15 protein-coding genes are annotated in these 15,981 nt (G+C 63.1%); 13 read left to right on the top strand and 2 right to left on the bottom strand.

Annotated features, from left to right (window positions below; genetic code table 11):
• Positions 1-47: 47 nt before the first annotated feature.
• The 7 genes from G9373_RS19750 to G9373_RS19720 all read left to right on the top strand — a co-directional run bounded on the left by G9373_RS19750 (position 48) and on the right by G9373_RS19720 (position 7,241).
• Positions 48-941: a mycofactocin-coupled SDR family oxidoreductase gene (locus G9373_RS19750; protein ID WP_063819632.1), complete on the top strand. Its 894-nt coding sequence runs from the start codon at positions 48-50 to the stop codon at positions 939-941.
• 49 nt (positions 942-990) lie between these two features.
• Positions 991-1,470, top strand: coding sequence for a nuclear transport factor 2 family protein (locus G9373_RS19745; RefSeq protein ID WP_061043774.1), 480 nt, complete (start codon positions 991-993; stop codon positions 1,468-1,470).
• A gap of 99 nt (positions 1,471-1,569) precedes the next feature.
• On the top strand, positions 1,570-2,424 hold the full coding sequence (locus G9373_RS19740) for a mycofactocin-coupled SDR family oxidoreductase (protein WP_061043773.1): 855 nt from the start codon (positions 1,570-1,572) through the stop codon (positions 2,422-2,424).
• A 134-nt stretch (positions 2,425-2,558) separates the two neighbouring features.
• Positions 2,559-3,626, top strand: a complete 1,068-nt coding sequence (locus G9373_RS19735; RefSeq protein ID WP_167116347.1) for a sugar ABC transporter substrate-binding protein — start codon at positions 2,559-2,561, stop codon at positions 3,624-3,626.
• Positions 3,623-5,152 carry a sugar ABC transporter ATP-binding protein gene (locus G9373_RS19730; RefSeq protein ID WP_061043771.1) on the top strand — a complete coding sequence of 510 codons (1,530 nt, stop codon included), beginning with the start codon at positions 3,623-3,625 and terminating at the stop codon, positions 5,150-5,152. The genes G9373_RS19735 and G9373_RS19730 overlap by 4 nt, the downstream gene beginning before the upstream one ends.
• Positions 5,142-6,224: an ABC transporter permease gene (locus G9373_RS19725; RefSeq protein WP_167116344.1), complete on the top strand. Its 1,083-nt coding sequence runs from the start codon at positions 5,142-5,144 to the stop codon at positions 6,222-6,224. The genes G9373_RS19730 and G9373_RS19725 overlap by 11 nt, the downstream gene beginning before the upstream one ends.
• 168 nt (positions 6,225-6,392) lie before the next feature.
• Positions 6,393-7,241: a mycofactocin-coupled SDR family oxidoreductase gene (locus G9373_RS19720; protein WP_167116341.1), complete on the top strand. Its 849-nt coding sequence runs from the start codon at positions 6,393-6,395 to the stop codon at positions 7,239-7,241.
• Between the two features lie 87 nt (positions 7,242-7,328).
• On the opposite strand, the gene G9373_RS19715 is transcribed toward G9373_RS19720, so the two are convergent.
• Positions 7,329-7,769, bottom strand: coding sequence for a nuclear transport factor 2 family protein (locus G9373_RS19715; protein WP_206032390.1), 441 nt, complete (start codon positions 7,767-7,769; stop codon positions 7,329-7,331).
• A gap of 257 nt (positions 7,770-8,026) precedes the next feature.
• Between G9373_RS19715 and G9373_RS19710 the strand changes: the two genes are divergently transcribed.
• A complete protein-coding gene (locus G9373_RS19710; RefSeq protein ID WP_167116338.1) occupies positions 8,027-10,087 on the top strand; it encodes an FAD-dependent oxidoreductase in 2,061 nt (686 codons plus the stop codon).
• Between the two features lie 304 nt (positions 10,088-10,391).
• Here G9373_RS19710 and G9373_RS19705 read toward each other — a convergent pair whose 3' ends face one another.
• Complete coding sequence (locus G9373_RS19705; RefSeq protein ID WP_061043766.1) at positions 10,392-11,066, bottom strand: TetR/AcrR family transcriptional regulator; 675 nt, start codon at positions 11,064-11,066, stop codon at positions 10,392-10,394.
• 163 nt (positions 11,067-11,229) lie between these two features.
• On the opposite strand from G9373_RS19705, the gene G9373_RS19700 reads away from it, so the two are divergent.
• The 5 genes from G9373_RS19700 to G9373_RS19680 all read left to right on the top strand — a co-directional run bounded on the left by G9373_RS19700 (position 11,230) and on the right by G9373_RS19680 (position 15,943).
• Positions 11,230-12,909 (top strand): AMP-binding protein, encoded by a 1,680-nt coding sequence (locus tag G9373_RS19700; protein ID WP_167116336.1) that lies wholly within the window; start codon positions 11,230-11,232, stop codon positions 12,907-12,909.
• An 81-nt stretch (positions 12,910-12,990) separates the two neighbouring features.
• Complete coding sequence (locus G9373_RS19695) at positions 12,991-13,743, top strand: maleate cis-trans isomerase (RefSeq protein WP_061043765.1); 753 nt, start codon at positions 12,991-12,993, stop codon at positions 13,741-13,743.
• Between the two features lie 33 nt (positions 13,744-13,776).
• Positions 13,777-14,445: a VOC family protein gene (locus G9373_RS19690; protein ID WP_061043764.1), complete on the top strand. Its 669-nt coding sequence runs from the start codon at positions 13,777-13,779 to the stop codon at positions 14,443-14,445.
• Entirely contained in the window at positions 14,442-14,690 is a 249-nt protein-coding gene (locus G9373_RS19685) for a hypothetical protein (RefSeq protein ID WP_061043763.1), read from the top strand. Before G9373_RS19690 ends, G9373_RS19685 begins: the two co-directional genes overlap by 4 nt.
• Entirely contained in the window at positions 14,687-15,943 is a 1,257-nt protein-coding gene (locus G9373_RS19680) for an alpha/beta hydrolase (protein WP_167116333.1), read from the top strand. The genes G9373_RS19685 and G9373_RS19680 overlap by 4 nt, the downstream gene beginning before the upstream one ends.
• Positions 15,944-15,981 lie beyond the last annotated feature (38 nt).

Genomic DNA, 15,981 nt, shown 5'->3' with positions numbered 1-15,981 from the left:
CAGCCGCAACATCTCAACTTCGACCTAGGGGACTTCATATGGGACGTATGGACGGGAAAGTAGTACTGATCACCGGGGGCGCGCGTGGCCAAGGGCGCTCGCACGCGTTGACGTTGGCCGAAGAAGGCGCCGACATCGTGGTCACCGACATCTGCGAGCCGGTACCCGAAGTTCTGCCCTATCAGACGGCAACAAGCGAAGATCTCGACGAAACCGTGAGGCTGGTAAGCAAACTCGACCGCCGCTGCATTGGTTTGAAGGCAGACGCACGCGACAGTGAGCAGATGCAGGCCGTGGTCGACCAGGTCATTGCCGAGTTCGGCCGCATCGACGTTCTATCTGTCAACCACGGTGTGGCGCTCAACTTGCCGTGGGATAAGCAAACCGACGCCATGTGGGACACCGTTGTCGAATCGAACCTCTCGGCCCCCTGGCGTGCGGTCAGGCCGGTGATTCCGCACATGATCGCCAACGGCGGCGGCTCCATCGTCTTCACCGCCTCCACCGCGGCGATGACGACTTATCCCTCCCTGTCGGCGTACAGCGCCGCCAAGACCGGCGTTCTCGGCCTGATGCGCTCGCTTGCCACCGAACTGGCCCAGCACTGGATCCGCGTCAATGCAATCCTGCCGGGCAACACCGCCACCCCGATGCTCCACAACCAGGCCGTCATCGACATGTTCACGGGCGGGCCGGGCGGAACGCTCGACGACATGGAGTTTCCGTCACAGGCGACGATGCTGCTCCCGATTCCGTGGTTGCAGCCGGAAGACCTGTCAAAGGCGCTCCTGTTCCTCGCCTCCGACGATGCGCGATACATCACCGGTGTCGCACTACCGGTCGATGGAGGCACTCTCGCACAGCCCGCCGGCATTCCGCAGATTGCGGCGGAACGCCTCGGTGAACTGCAGTACCAATTGCGCACTACCCAAAGTTCCTGACCACACCAACTGAATTCATGCAACATTCATACGAAGAAGGGGAACCCTAATGTCAGACAACGCCATCCTCGAACGCCTCGACCAGCTCGAGAGCCGTGTCGCCCTCGAGCGTCTGGTCTACACCTACGCTCAGGCTTTCGACGGACACGATCGCGAACTGCTCGCTGAGATCTGGCACGACGGCGCCAAGCTGTCGCTCGGTGATATCGGCCAGTACGAGGGCATCGACGCCATCCTCTCCGGCGCCGACGAACTCTGGAGCAAGACCCCCCACATGCACCACTGGATGTCGAATCCCCTGATCGACATCGACGGCGACACCGCGACGGCGGCGACTGCCCTCGATTGCTTCGTGACCGACTCCGAATCAGGTCCGACGCAGGTCGGCGGCCTCTACCGTGACCGGTTCGAGCGACGTAATGGTAAGTGGGGCATCGTCGACCGCTCATTCGAGCTGCACTACTGGACCCCCATCGCGAACTGGGTTCCGCAGGACGGAAGCGAAGCGTTGCAGTCAACCACCGCCTGATTCAGCAGATCCATCGATTCGCGGACAGGCGGAGGGCAAGCCACGCACGACCCTCCGCCCGTCCGCGCTCTCATCCGAATCCGACTCAAAGGAACCGACATGGGCTTGCTCGACGGAAAAGTTGTCCTCATTACCGGTGGCGCACGCGGGCAGGGCCGTGCACACGCCGTCGTCTCAGCGCGTGAGGGCGCCGACATCGCCATCATCGATATCGAAAAGCAGGTGGACAGCGTCTCCTACCCCACGGCGCGCAAGGAGGACCTCGCCGAAACCGCACGCCAGGTCGAAGCACACGGCCGGCGGGCGCTGTCGATCTCCGCCGACGTGCGATCGCAGACACAGCTCGACGACGCAGTTGCGCGCACTATCAACGAATTCGGCAAGATAGACGTCCTGATCGCCAACGCCGGAATCTGGACGGTCGGCGACTTCTGGAGTCTGTCCGAAGACACCTGGGACGACATGATCGACATCAACCTCACGGGCGTGTGGAAGTCGGCGAAGGCTGTCGCCCCGCACATGATCGAGCGTCAGACCGGGTCGATCGTGATCACGTCCTCGGTGAACGGGCTCGAGCCCGCACGTAACTTCGCGCATTACGTTGCCGCGAAAACTGGTGTCGTCGGGCTCATGCAGAGCATCGCACTGGAACTGGCACCGCATGGAATTCGCTGTAACGCCGTCAATCCCGGGGTGATCAAGACCCCCATGACCAACCAGACCAATGGGTGGAACATGTTCGCCGGCCACGACCATGGAACCGAAGAGGACCTGATGGCGGGCGGATACCACTTCAACGCCCTCAAGGGCACCAGCTTCCTGCCCCCGGAGGTTATCGCGAACACCGCCCTTTATCTGAATTCGGACCTGGCGGCCGCGGTCACCGGTGTGACCATCCCCGTCGACGCCGGGCACATGATTCTTCCCGGTTTCAACCACGATCCCGTGAAGTAGTCCTGCACCTTCGCGGCGACCGAGAACTGCATATCTCCCATATCGTTTCTGGCTCCGCGCCATGCGCGGTGCACTGCGTGCTGCGCCGATTCGGCGCGATCTCGGTACTCGAGCTCTAAGAAGAGAGAACAACCATGTCGATCATCAACCCGTCCGCACGATATCGGGCCGGCCTCGCCATCGGCGCCGCTGCCCTGCTCCTGAGCGGAGTGGTCACCGGCTGCGGAGCAGCCCAGGGCGCCGGCGACGGAACACAAGTCAAGATAGCATTTCTCGGCTACTCCGCCGCGAACGGGTACACCAAGAACAGCTACGAGGCGGCGAAGGCTGCTGCCGAGAAGCTGGGAGGGAAGGTCACCTTCTTCGACGGCAAGTTCGACGGCGCCACCCAGCTCGCGCAGGCGCGAGACGCTATCGCGTCCGGGCAGTACCAAGCACTTGAAATCCTGCCGAACAACTCGGCGCAGATGGTGCCGGTCGTCCAGGAAGCTCTCGCCAAGGGAATGAAGGTCGCCGCAATCGACTATCTGATCGGCACCGACCCGACCGCCGTCGACCGCCCCGGCGTCGAAGGCATCACGGTCCAGATCGCCGACAATATGGCCGAAGGCGGCAAGGCGCAGGGCGAGCAGGCCGCGGCGCTGTGCCAGGGCATCTCGCCCTGCAAGGTGATGATCGAGATCGGTTCGAAGTCGAGCGAGTTCGACGTCATCAAACTCACCGAGATCAAGAAGGTGTTGGCGCAGAACCCGAATATCCAGATCGTCACGGAGGCTGCGGACGGCTTCGAAGAGGCGAAGGTGGAACGGACCACGCGCGACGTACTGCAGGCGAATCCGGACCTGAACCTGATCGTGACCACCGGTGACCAGAACTGCTTCGGCGCCGAGCGTGCCGTCAAGTCGGCAGGCAAGGAATTCGCCGCGCAAACCCAACCGGGCGGTGGGAAGATCGCGTGCCTGGGATGGGGCGGATCCCGCGACGGCGTGCAGGAGATCCTGGCCGGAAATTGGCCGTCCAGTATTGCCCTGATCCCCGAGACCTTCGGGGCTGCCGCAGCCGAGCACCTGATCAAGTCGGTGCGCGACCCGCAGACGCCGCCGTTGATCACCACCCAGACAGCCATGAGCCCGATCGGACGTATCGCCACAGCTGAGTCCCTGGCTGCGCACCCCGAGTACCTCGGGGAGTGGGACAAATGAGTGCGGTTGCGCTTGCTCTGGACGGTGTGACGAAAACCTACGGCGCTACGACCGCACTGCACAATGTCTCACTGTCGGTGCGGGCAGGAGCGATCCACGGACTGGTCGGTGAGAACGGTGCCGGAAAATCGACCATGGGCAAGGTGATCGGTGGCATCGTTCGCCCTGATCACGGCACGCTCGAGGTCAACGGACGTCGCGTTCACTACACCTCACCCCGAGATGCAATTGATGACGGAATTGCCGTCATGGCGCAGGAAATCTCGCTCGTCCCTGCCATGTCCGTCATCGAGAACGTATTCCTCGGAGCGGAGCGTCGACTGGGGAGGAAGGACGCCGGACGATCGCGCGAGGATATCTACGAGGAACTGACCCAACGTGTCGGCTTCCATCCGTCCCCCCGCGCGCGGGTGGACTCGCTGAGCATCTCCGAACAGCAGCGCGTCCAGATACTTCGGGCCCTCGCCCGTGGGGCCAAGATTCTGATCATGGACGAGCCGACCTCGTCGCAGCACCGCGAAGAACTGAGGAAACTCCACAAGGTCTTCAGCGAACTTCGGGACGACGGGATGACCATCATCTACGTGTCCCATTTCCTCGACGATGTCATCGCCCTCGCGGACGACATCAGCATTCTGCGAGGTGGCCAGATCGTCGGGCACGTTCCGGCAGCGGACACGACACCCGACCAGCTCCTGCGTTCAATGCTCGGTCAGCGCCTGGATACCGTCTTCCCCCAGCGCGAGCGTGGCAACAAAGAACACGCCCCGCGTGCGCTCACCGTCCGCGGCCTGAGCCAGAAGCACACCCTGAGCGGAATTGACCTCGACATCAGGGAAGGGGAGATCGTCGGCCTCGCCGGCCTGGTCGGCTCCGGGCGCACGGAGTTGGCTCGCGCGATCTTCGGAATCGATCGATACGACACCGGACAGGTCGAGGTCGCGGGCACAGCGCTGCCCAAGCATTCGGCGGCCGCCGCCATCAAGTCCGGTGTCGCCCTCGTCCCCGAAGACCGAATCACGCAGGGGCTGCTGCAGAACCTGTCACAGGAAGCAAATATCGCCCTTCCCCACCTGAAGGCGTTGTCGCGCGGCGGTGTCGTCCTCAAACAAGCGGTCCGAGCAAGAACCCACGAGATGGCAACGGAAAGCGGCGTGACCCCCCTGCGGCTCGCGACCAAACCCGCGACGCTCTCCGGCGGCAATCAGCAGAAGGTGCTGCTTGCGAAGTGGCTGTTGGGCCGTCCCCGCGTGCTCATTCTCGACGAACCCACGCGGGGTGTCGACATCGGCGCGAAGTCGTCGATCTATCACCTCATCGCGAAACTAGCAGACGAACAGAAGATGGGTGTCCTGCTGATCTCCTCCGAGCTGGAAGAGATCACCGAATTGTCCGACCGCGTCGTCGTGCTGCACGACGGAAGGGTCGCCGCCCGGTTCGACACACACCAAATCGACGGTGAAGAAATCATGCGAGCAGCGTTCGGCTACTCGGACACGAAAAGGATCGAAGACAATGGCAACTGAGCAGCCGCACGCGGTGCTACCCACCCTCGACGTGGACACCGCCCGTGTCGGAGCAGGAACCGACGCCCCAAGTCCGGGGTCGGACTTCGTGCGCCACACCAACAAACGTGACACCCGCAAGCTCATCCGCGACTACGGGATTCTGGGCATCTTCGTCGTGCTTTTCGCGGTCCTGTCGTTCGCGGCACCGAACTTTCTCACGGCTCAGAACCTGCTCAATGTGCTCAACAGCAACGCCTACATCGGCATCGTGGCCTGTGGAACCACGTTGGTGATGATCGGCGGAAACTTCGACCTCTCCGTCGGCACCACATATGCACTTGCAGGAATTCTCGGCGCGTGGCTCACCGTCAACATCGGCAGCCCCATCGCCGGACTCATTGTTGCGGTCCTCGTGGTGGGTGTCGGAATCGGGCTGACCAACGCCGTTCTGGTGAACGTCGTCCGCATCCACTCATTCCTGGCGACCCTCGCCACAAGTCTGGTGCTCTCCGGAATAGCGCTCGCCATCACCGACGGCTTCCAGATCAGCATTCCGGCGGACAAGGAAGCGGCGTTCACGTGGATCGGACAGGGGGCCTCCCTATTCGGCATCCCCAACCCCGTCACCGTCTTCGTCGTCGTCGCCGCAGTTCTTGCATTTGTGCTGGCGCGGACTCGCTTCGGACGGTACATCTACGCTGCCGGCGGCAATCCGGAGGCCGCTCGCTTGTCCGGGATCCGCGTCGGGTGGATCATCACCGCTACTCTCGTCGTGGGCGGACTGTGCGCCGCGCTCGCAGGGATCATCGGCGCCTCATTGGCCGGCGCTGGCCAAGCCAATCCCGGTGGCACGCAATCATTGCCTCTCGACGCGATCGCGGCTGTGGTGATCGGTGGAACCAGCATCAAGGGCGGTGAAGGTGCGCTGTGGCGCACCGTGATCGGAGTCCTCTTCATTGCGCTGATCAACAACGCATTCAATCTGATCGGCGTCGATTCCGCCTACCTGCCCACCACCACCGGACTTCTGATCATCGTCGCCGTCGCCGCGAACTCCTTCATCGTCGACCGGCGGTCCGCCAAAGCCTGACCCCAAACGGCTCAGGTTGACGAGCGGCAGAGTTCGGCGTGGTGGTCGGATCGTCTCGGTCGATCCGACCACCACTGTGGGTCGCCCATCTCCTTCACGCGGTGGCGCCGACGGGCGCCACCGCGCATCCACCCTTGCTCCAACCTAAGACTCTCGGGAGGCAGTGCCATGCAAATCGATCTGTCGGGAAAAGTTGCGCTGATTACGGGCGCCGCCCGCAGCCAGGGACGGTCTCATGCGGTGACCCTCGCGCGGGCCGGAGCAGACATCATTGCTGTCGATATCAACGACTCGGTCGAGGGAGTCCGCTATCCGGCTGCCACGCCGGCTGATCTCGCCGAAACCGGGAGGCTGGTGAAGGAGGCCGGAAGCCGTGTCGTGACCCGACAGGTCGACGTCCGTGACCGTGCTGCACTCCGAGATGCCGTCGACGAAGGAGTGGCGGAACTGGGTGGACTCGATGTCGTCGTCGCCAACGCGGGGATCCTCAACGAGATCGCGCCCTCCTGGCAACTCGGAGTGGACCAGTGGCAGACGATGCTCGATGTCAATCTCACCGGTGTGTGGCACACGACGTCGGTAGCGGTCCCGCATCTTGTCGATCGAGGCAGGGGTGGGTCGATGATCTTGATCAGCTCGACGGCTGGACTGCGTGGGATACCCAATGTCGCGCACTACAACGCGGCCAAGCATGGTGTGGTCGGCCTGGCTCGAACGCTCGCTAATGAATTGGCACTCCACCGAATCCGTGTCAACACGATCCATCCGACCAATGTCCGAACGATCATGATCGACAACGATGTCACCCCAGCCGTTTACCGTCCCGATCTGCAGTCACCGACATTTGACGACGCCCAGGAAGTGTTGACCAAGATCAACATGTGGGATGTGCCCTGGATCGAGTCAGTCGATGTGAGCAATGCGGTGTTGTTCCTCGCGTCGGAGATGGCTCGGTACATCACTGGAATTGCGTTGCCCGTGGACCTGGGGATGTCTCAGAAGTATTCGGGTGCGTAGCGCCAGGCGAATGGTGGCGTTGCCCACCGACATGCGGAACCGTCCTCGCGGGCGACTCGTGTGGGCAACGCCGAAGAGCAACTCCGCTCAGTCCTGACTGAGCCAGGGATAGCGAGCGGTATCGGCGCCCGCGTAGTCGGGATCGAGATAGGTACTCAGACGATGAATCTTGAAGTCTCTGATCTCGAACACGTCGCACCAATTGCCGGCGTGGGTCTGGCCGGCGCGCCACTCGACTCCATCGACAGTCGTACCGTGGCTCGTCCCCTCGACGACGACAAGGTCGTTTTGCACAACGAAGTTGAAGTACGCGGCGTGGTGCTCAATGGTGGCGATGATGGCCCCCAGTTGAGTGAAGAATTCCGCAATCTCCTTCTTTCCCCGCATGAATCCACGCTTGGGGAAGTAGTACAACGCGTCGTCGTCGAACAGTTCCAACGTGTCTCCGCCCGTATCCAGGCGGAGAAGGAACTCGCGCGCCACGGAGATGCGCTGTTCGTCGGTCATCACACTGGTTGTGATGGTCATGGGTCGTCCTTTCGCTGTGCTCGGCATGAGCATGATTCGAGTGTCCGCCGCCGGTGAGGATGCGATCGTGACTTGCCGCCGATCTGAGTGCGGAAAGCATGCGGCGATCGCGCGTGCGCTGTCAATGCGCTCGTTTCGGCAAATCCCTTCGGGAATTCCCTTCTGTAAGCCAACATGACTCAGCTAACATCGACGGTACCGTCAAACATACGTCACAGTCGTCCAGAGTGGCGGCGGAACTCACCAGGAGCAGTGCAATGAGCACCACGGCCATCGCAGCGGATCACACCCCTACCCTGGAATCGTTGTGGCAACCGCTGCGACTGGGAACGGCTGAGTCACGCAACCGCATCATGTTCTCGGCTCATGCGACATGGCATGAGCCCGAGCGGTACGCCGGATATCTCGGTGCGCGTGCCCGCGGAGGAGCGGGAACCATCTTTACCGGTGCCATGTGTGTGCATCCGTCCTCCCACAACCAGTGGATCAATGCCTGGGAGCCGGACACTGCGAAGGCCTACCGGCAATGGTCCGACGCGGTCCACGAGCACGGCAGTATCTTGATTCCGCAGTTGCACCACATGGGTCTGCAAGGCATGCCGGCGCAGACTTTCGCGATGATGTCCGATGTCCTGTCCCCGTCCGCGGGAATGTCCTCGCCGATGTGGGGTCACTTCGGCCACCAACTTCGTCGTGGGGAGATCGCCGAGATCGTCGACTATTTCGCCCGGTCCGCCGAGATCGCCCGCGACGGAGGGATGGACGGGGTCGAGATCCATGCAGCGCACGGCTATCTTCTGTTCTCGTTTCTGTCACCCCTGACGAACCGGCGCACGGATGAGTACGGCGGCAGCGCGGAGAACCGAGCCCGGATCGTCGTCGAGACCATCCAGGCGGTGCGTGAACGCGTCGGCAACGATTTCACCGTGGGCCTGAAGTACGGGTACGACGAAATGGTCGGCCCGCTCGGTATCACCCCGGAGTCCGCTAGCGAGATGCTGCAGATCATCCATGATGCGACGACTATCGACTACGTGAGCCTGAGCGGCTCCGGATACCACTCCCTGCAGCACCTCGTCCCCACCGCCGAGAGTGACCTGACCGGCCACATGGCCGAGTACGGGCCACTCGTGCGGGAGGTCGTGGGCACTGTGCCTGTGCTGGCAACCTGCGGGGTACGTACGGTGACGCAGGCGGCCGAGATCGTGGCCTCCGGAAAAGTTGACATGGTCGGGATGGTTCGACCGCAGCTGGCAGACCCCGATCTGGTCACCAAGGCGCAAGCCGGGCATCTCGCGGAGATCCGCCCCTGCGTCGGCGCTAACCAAGGATGCTGGCGCCGAATGGGCCGAGGCGGACAGGTCACATGCACGGTCAATCCCGAAGCCGGTCGAGAGCTCGAATGGCAGGGCATGTTCGACCGTGCACAACAGCCGGGGAGGGTTCTCGTCGTCGGCGGCGGCCCGGCCGGGCTGAAGGCTGCGGAATCGGCTGCTCGCCGCGGACATCAGGTGCTTCTCGTCGAACGGAGCGACTCGCTCGGCGGACAGCTCCGGTCGGCGGGCCGCCTGCCGGGCCGCACCTCGTGGTTGAAGCTTGTCAGCCACTTCCGCACCTCCCTCGACAACCTCGGCGTGGAGGTGCGATTGGATACCCCGGCATCGGTCGACATCGCGCGTGACTTCGGCGCGGACCTGACCGTGTTGGCCACAGGATCGCGATACACGACCGACGGATTCTCGATCCTGCGGCCCGATCGATGGACGATCCCGGGTCTGGAGACGACGACGGTGCTCGATCCGGAATCGGCCGTCGCCGAACCCGATTCGTGCGGGCGAAAGACCATCATCGTCGACGATCATGGAGCTCATCTCGCCCTCGGCCTCGCCGAACTGCTCGCTGCGGACGGGCGCGAGGTCGAGCTGGTCACCATGCACGGACAGATCGGTCACGACACCGGCCTTCGAGGCAGTGTCGACCTGCCGACGATGTACCCACGCCTGATCAAGGCCGGGGTGCGGTGCTCAGCCGAAACCACGATCGAACGGATCGACGGGTCCACCGTCGAACTCGCGCACACCGTCGGTGCGTGGACGAGGACAAGCCACGACGTCGACTCGATAATCCTGTGTCAGACCCGCACCCCCGAGGACGCATTGCACGCGGACTTCGTCGCTGCTGGGCTTCCGGTCGAACTGATCGGCGATGCTTACGCGCCCCGGGACGTCGACGAAGCAATTTACGAAGGAGCGTTGAGCGCACGCGAGGTCCAAACGAACCCTGTCCCTGAGGTGCATCTGGTGCATTCCGACGTCTAGGTTCGGGGTCGGACGGGATTGCGAGCAACGCTCGGCTCGTGGTCGACGGCAGCGCGTGGTACCCGAGTGTCGGGTGGGGTGCGCTAGCTAGCGACAAAGGGCGGTTCCACTCCACGCGGTGCCCGAGCGCTCTCACTCGAAGATCTGCGGCACGCCCGAGGAGACAGGACGGCAGTAACGGCATGATCGATCGGAGGTCGAGTGCCGAGATCAGAAGTCATCGCCGGTGCCGGTTGCTGATCAGTCGCGCCGAGAGTGGGTCCGGGGGCGAAGACGTTAACTCGCCCCCGGATTCCGGTCCTGCTCAGGATGTGGACGTCTCCGACAGCAGGTGCGTCAGGCGATCGACATCTTCCTTCAGCAGTGCAAGCGCGGCGGGAACTCCCTGGGCACCATCTGTTTCACGAGTGCTGAGCAGTCCGCCGAGTGCGATATCGGTAAGGGCGGCTGCGATGTCTCGGGGCGCACCCGACGCGGCCCCCTCCTTCCGCGGGTACCAGAAGGCGACCCAGTTCGCCACGCCCGCAAGGGAAAAGGCGGCCAATTCGGGGTCCACCGGACGGCAGGAGTCTTCGGTGATCGCCTGGGCGACCATGTCGGTCAACGCCTGGAGCGTGTCTCGACGAGCCGCCCGATGCTGAGATGCGATCGGTTCCGGAAAGGCTTCCTCGCTGGTGAGCAGGAGTCGGAATCGCTGTGGATGCTCGGCGACCTTGGCTGCCATGGCGGTCACGCCCTCGCGCAAACGATCCAGCGCTGGGGCGGTCGAGTCCTCGGCGAGTCGTTGCAGCTCCTCAGCGGTCTCGAGGGTGAAACCCTTGACCAGGGCTTCGAGCATCTCGTCCTTGTTCTTGACGTAGTGGTAAATGCCGGTGCGTGTAAGCCCCACCGCATCGGCAAGTTCTTGCAGCGAGGTGCCCGCAACACCCTGCTGTGCGAACAAGCGTTCCGCGGCTTGCATCAACTTGTCCATCACCATTTCGTGGCGGGCGGGGCTCTTGGTCGTCGGCTTCGGCATACGCCGATTATGCCCGCGGCCTGCGGAGCCTCCCGAGAAGCATGGCAAGAAGTTATTGACTTGTGACGTAACCGTCTATATATTGACGAATATGTCGAATATCGCTGGCTCGTACCCTCGGGACATGAGCGTCGAAGATCCCGGATTGGTGCCGTACCCCGAACATCTCCGCGAGGAGTACCGGGCCAAAGGGTTGTGGAGTGGCCGCACACTTCCCGCCGAACTGGTCGAGTCCGCCGAGACGCATCGAGAGCGCATCGCCCTCGTCACCCCGGACGTTCGCTGGTCGTACGGAGAGCTATTGGGCAAGGCGAGCGCCTTCGCCAGTGGCCTGTCGGCGGCAACCACGCTGGAACCCGGCGATGCGGTGATGTTCCAGATGGGCAACGTCGCCGAGACGGTGGTGGCATACGTGGGAAGCCTGCTGGCGGGCCTTCGGCCGGTGTGCACACTGCCCCAGCACGGTGAACGCGAGATCCGTTTGCTCGCTGAACACATCGGCGCCCGAGGCCTGTACGTCCAGTCGGACTTCGGACGCGGGCAACTGCCGGAGCAGGCCCGATCGTTGCTCGCGAACGGTGCGATCACCGAAGTCGTCGTCAGCCGGGGTGCTCCATTCACAGGTGCTATCGGTTTCGAGGAGATCCTCACGGCCGGCGCCGGGGCCACCGTTTCGCAGCTGGCTTTCAATCAGGTCGATCCCGAGCAGATTGCTGTATTCCAGCTTTCCGGTGGTACCACCGGTCTGCCGAAAGTCGCTCCACGACTGCACGAAGAATACGCATACAACGCCCGGGCTTGGGCGGAACTTCTGAACTGGGGCCCCGGCGCCGTGGTGCTCTATCCGCTTCCCATCATGCACAATGCGGGAATCGCGCTCGGGTTACAGCCGGCGCTGTTGAGTGGTGCGACGTTGGTTCTGGCGCCCTCCGCTGACACCGGGGTCATCCTCGACTTGATCGGTGCCGAGCGGCCAGACTCGATGCCGCTGGTTCCCCCCGCCGTTGCGATTCGGATCCTGGAGGATCCCCGCAGTCAAGCAGTCGACTTCTCGTCTCTTTCCGACTTCGTTGTCGGTGGCCAGAAGTTCCCCCCTGAATTTGCCGAGCGGCTGCGCGACGACCTCGGGATCGCGATCCGTCAGAAGTTCGGAATGGCGGAGGGAATGTTCCTGGTCACCCCTCCCGGCGCCTCCGAGGACGTACGCCACCACACCGTGGGGCGGCCGATCTCCGAGTCAGACGAGATTCGTATCGTCGAGCCGGGAACGGACCGACCCGTACCTCTCGGCGAGGTCGGGGAGTTCTGCGCCCGAGGCCCCTACACGATCCGTGGCTATTACCGGGCCGAGCATCACAACGCCGCCTCGTTCACGTCGGACGGGTTCTACCGCACCGGCGATCTGGCGCGTGCGCACGTCATCGACGGCACGACCGTCTACTCGATCGAGGGGCGGATCAAGGACGTCATCAACCGCGGCGTCGAGAAGATTCACGCGGAAGAAGTCGAGGAGTTGATCCTCCGCCACCCCCACGTTGCCAACGCCGCCCTCGTCGCCATGCCCGATCGGGTGCTAGGCGAGAAAGTCTGCGCCTACCTGATCCTGGAAGAGGACGCCGATTCGCTCGATGTTCCTGCGCTGGCGGCATTCCTGCTCGGCGAGGGTCTGGCGAAGTACAAGCTTCCGGAGCGGGTGGAGATCGTGACCTCCCTCCCGCTCACCAACATCGGCAAGGTCTCCAAGAAGGACCTCCGCGAGGATGTCGCCCGGAAACTGGCGGCGGAGTCCGCAGTCGACCAGTAGCAGTATCCCCAACCATTGACAAATTGACGGAAGCGTCGGATAGTTGTCGTATTCGTCGAAATTGATCGGAGTGCACCGCCCATGGTGAAGCGAATTGGCCTGATCGTGCCGAGTTCGAACGTGACAGTCGAAACTGAGATGCCCCGCCTGCTGTCCCGCGTCGAAGGAGTGGACTTCAGCTTCCACGCCAGCCGCATGCGGATGCACGCAGTAACCCCCGAGGAAATCCGCGCCATGAACGCCCAACGCGAGCGGTGCGTCCTGGAAATCGGGGATGCCGGTGTCGACGCGGTGCTCTACGCCTGTCTCGTCGCGATCATGGCCACCGGAACCGGTGAGCATCGCAACGTCGAACTGGCGGTCGCCGAACAACTCGCAACCGGCGGATCCAGCACGAAGGTGCTCTCGAGCGCCGGCTGCCTCGTCTCCACACTCGAGGACATGGGCGCCCGCCGAGTCGCACTCGTCATGCCCTATATGAAGCCCCTGGCAGAGAAGGTGGTCGAGTACATCGAGGCCGAGGGAATCACGGTCGCGGACTGGCGTGCACTCGAAGTCGCCGACAACAGTGACGTCGGATGCATTCCCGGCGAACGGGTGATGGACGCTGCCCGCAGCCTCGACCTCGAGGGCGTCGACGTCGTCGTCATCTCCGCCTGCGTGCAGATGCCCTCCCTCGATCTGGTCGACGCCGCCGAGAAAGAACTGGGAGTGCCCGTCATCTCCGCGGCGACCGCCGGCGCCTACAAGATCCTGCGCAGCCTCGACATCCCCGTCGATATTCCGAACGCCGGATCGCTGTTGCGGATCGACGCGCCAGTGCCCGCGAGCTAATACCGGATCAAGACCAAACAGTAAGGAGGAGCGATGGCCACCGCTAAGAGTGTGCACCGCGTCCAAGGAGTCGATCACACGGCCTTTCCTACATTCGACCCGGCCGGGACGGTCAAGTTCTATCGTGACGTTCTGAAATTCCCTGTCGTGCACTCGATCTGCGCCGCCGGGTGGGGGCCGCAGAAGCACCCCGACTTCATCCACTTCTTTTTCGACATCGGTAATGACGACCGGATCGCGTTCTTCTACTACTTCGGGCTCGAGCCGTACCGCGACGCCGGCGCACCAGGCGACGCGTGGGCGCAGTTCACACCGGACGTTCCCGAGTTCTTCCTCAACTCCCGTCATCTCGCGATCCACGTGGAGGACGAGGAAGATTTGCTCGAGTACCGCCGACGGCTGGATGAGTCCGACTGGCCCGTCGAGATGCAGGTCATGCACGAAACGATCGAGTCGATCTATACACACGATCCGAACGGCTACATGATCGAACTGACTCGTGCGCTGCGACCGGTCACACCACAAGAGGACCTGGACGCAGCCCTGACCATCGACGCCCTGTGTGAAGTGGCGCAGGGAGAAGCGCCGTCGATGGACAAACTGCTCACGCGTAAGGCCGAACTGATTGTCCAACGCGCCGCCGCATGGGAGCTTGCCCAGCTGAACGAGAGCGTCGCCGACAGCAAGTTGGTGCAGTCATGACCGCACGGATCTACGTGCTCGAAGTGCCCGAGAACGAGGGCGTTGTGGACGTCGCGGCGCGCGACTCCCAGGTGACGATCGACAAGGTGGGACCATACTTTCGGATCACCGCCGACGACGAGCTGATTATCGACCGTCGTGCCACTGGCTGTCGGCACGCGGTGTGGTACAGCGCGATTGCGGGTCTCGAGGATTCGATCATCGTCCAGCAGGACAAGGACGCGCTACGGGTGACGCGGAGATGAGCCGCCCAGGCGCGAACCTGGGCGCCGGGCGGTACATCACCGCGAATGACGTCCCGCACAGCACGGTGGTCAGCGCACACGAACTGACCACCCACGACGGTGCCACCGTTGCCGGCCTACTCCGTACAGTTCCCGGCGCGACGACGGTGGCGGTGCTGATGCACCCGCGGCAGGATTTCTCCCATCACGTGCTCGTGCCCGAACTGCTGCGCCACGGCTACGCCGTATGGACCCAGAACACTCGCACGGGTCTCAACGACATGACATTGCTCCACGAGCAAGCACTTCTCGACATGGCAGCAGGCCATCTCTTTCTGCGCGAGTACGGTTTTGATCATGTCGTATCCGTCGGGCATTCGGGCGGTGCGGCATTGGCCACCTACTACATCGAACAAGCATCGCTCGAACCTGGGTTGCGCGACCACACCACCCCAGGAGGGAAGCCGGTCCCGCTGCAGGACGCGACGATGCCGGTTCCCGACGGGCTGCTATTGATGGCGCCACACGTTGGACAGGGAAAACTACTGGAACGGGTCATCGACCCGTCCGTCACGGACGAAGACGATCCGTTGTCTGTCGACCCCATGCTCGATCCCTACAATCCCGCGAACGGTTTCCAGGCGCCCCCGAACTCGTCCCATTACACGGCGGAGTTCGTGCACGAGTATCGCCGAGCACAGCGCGACCGCATTCAACAAATAGATGAGCGAGCGCGTGAACGAGTCGCCGAATCGGCCCGTGCGCGGTCACGCTATTCGTCCACACACGATGCCGTCGATCGGCGGGAGGCCCTCGCCTCGGGGGTCATCGTGGTTCACCGTACCGATGCGGATCTGCGTTCGGTCGATCTGTCGATCGACCGCAACGAGCGGCCCTACGGGTCGCTGTTCGGATCTCGACCAGACCTCACCAACTACGGAATCGTCGGATTCGGCCGGGTCACTACGCCCGAGGCATGGCTGTCGACCTGGTCGGCACTATCGAGTCGAGCGAACTTGATCCGTTGTGCGGGCGGAGTGCGCGTCCCCGTGCTGCTTGTCGAGCTGACCGGCGATCAGGCATGCTTCCCGGCCGACGCCAGGGCAATGATCGAGGCTTTCGGCAGTGACGACAAGGCCCACGTCCGGGTCGCCGGAAAGCACTTCGGAGCCGCACTGGTCGAGGGGCGGACCTCAGGTGCCACCCTGGCCGGCGAATCCATGGCCAAGTGGCTGGGTCTGCGGTTTCCCACGATAGCGGTGGTGTCGATGTGACAGATCGCCCTAACGCATCTATTCCACGCCAGTGAAAC

Source organism: Rhodococcus sp. A14 (assembly GCF_011603105.1).
In the GTDB taxonomy this organism is placed as follows: domain Bacteria; phylum Actinomycetota; class Actinomycetes; order Mycobacteriales; family Mycobacteriaceae; genus Rhodococcus_F; species Rhodococcus_F opacus.
Note: the sequence above shows the minus strand (reverse complement) of the source record. Positions and strands in the feature narration are given on the sequence as shown.

Bases quoted from the DNA above. Each gene is read 5' to 3' on its own strand.
- G9373_RS19750 (WP_063819632.1), top strand. From the start codon at position 48: ATGGACGGGAAAGTAGTACTGATCACCGGGGGCGCGCGTGGCCAAGGG.
- G9373_RS19745 (WP_061043774.1), top strand. From the start codon at position 991: ATGTCAGACAACGCCATCCTCGAACGCCTCGACCAGCTCGAGAGCCGT.
- G9373_RS19740 (WP_061043773.1), top strand. From the start codon at position 1,570: ATGGGCTTGCTCGACGGAAAAGTTGTCCTCATTACCGGTGGCGCACGC.
- G9373_RS19735 (WP_167116347.1), top strand. From the start codon at position 2,559: ATGTCGATCATCAACCCGTCCGCACGATATCGGGCCGGCCTCGCCATC.
- G9373_RS19730 (WP_061043771.1), top strand. From the start codon at position 3,623: ATGAGTGCGGTTGCGCTTGCTCTGGACGGTGTGACGAAAACCTACGGC.
- G9373_RS19725 (WP_167116344.1), top strand. From the start codon at position 5,142: ATGGCAACTGAGCAGCCGCACGCGGTGCTACCCACCCTCGACGTGGAC.
- G9373_RS19720 (WP_167116341.1), top strand. From the start codon at position 6,393: ATGCAAATCGATCTGTCGGGAAAAGTTGCGCTGATTACGGGCGCCGCC.
- G9373_RS19715 (WP_206032390.1), bottom strand. From the start codon at position 7,769: ATGACCATCACAACCAGTGTGATGACCGACGAACAGCGCATCTCCGTG.
- G9373_RS19710 (WP_167116338.1), top strand. From the start codon at position 8,027: ATGAGCACCACGGCCATCGCAGCGGATCACACCCCTACCCTGGAATCG.
- G9373_RS19705 (WP_061043766.1), bottom strand. From the start codon at position 11,066: ATGGTGATGGACAAGTTGATGCAAGCCGCGGAACGCTTGTTCGCACAG.
- G9373_RS19700 (WP_167116336.1), top strand. From the start codon at position 11,230: ATGAGCGTCGAAGATCCCGGATTGGTGCCGTACCCCGAACATCTCCGC.
- G9373_RS19695 (WP_061043765.1), top strand. From the start codon at position 12,991: ATGGTGAAGCGAATTGGCCTGATCGTGCCGAGTTCGAACGTGACAGTC.
- G9373_RS19690 (WP_061043764.1), top strand. From the start codon at position 13,777: ATGGCCACCGCTAAGAGTGTGCACCGCGTCCAAGGAGTCGATCACACG.
- G9373_RS19685 (WP_061043763.1), top strand. From the start codon at position 14,442: ATGACCGCACGGATCTACGTGCTCGAAGTGCCCGAGAACGAGGGCGTT.
- G9373_RS19680 (WP_167116333.1), top strand. From the start codon at position 14,687: ATGAGCCGCCCAGGCGCGAACCTGGGCGCCGGGCGGTACATCACCGCG.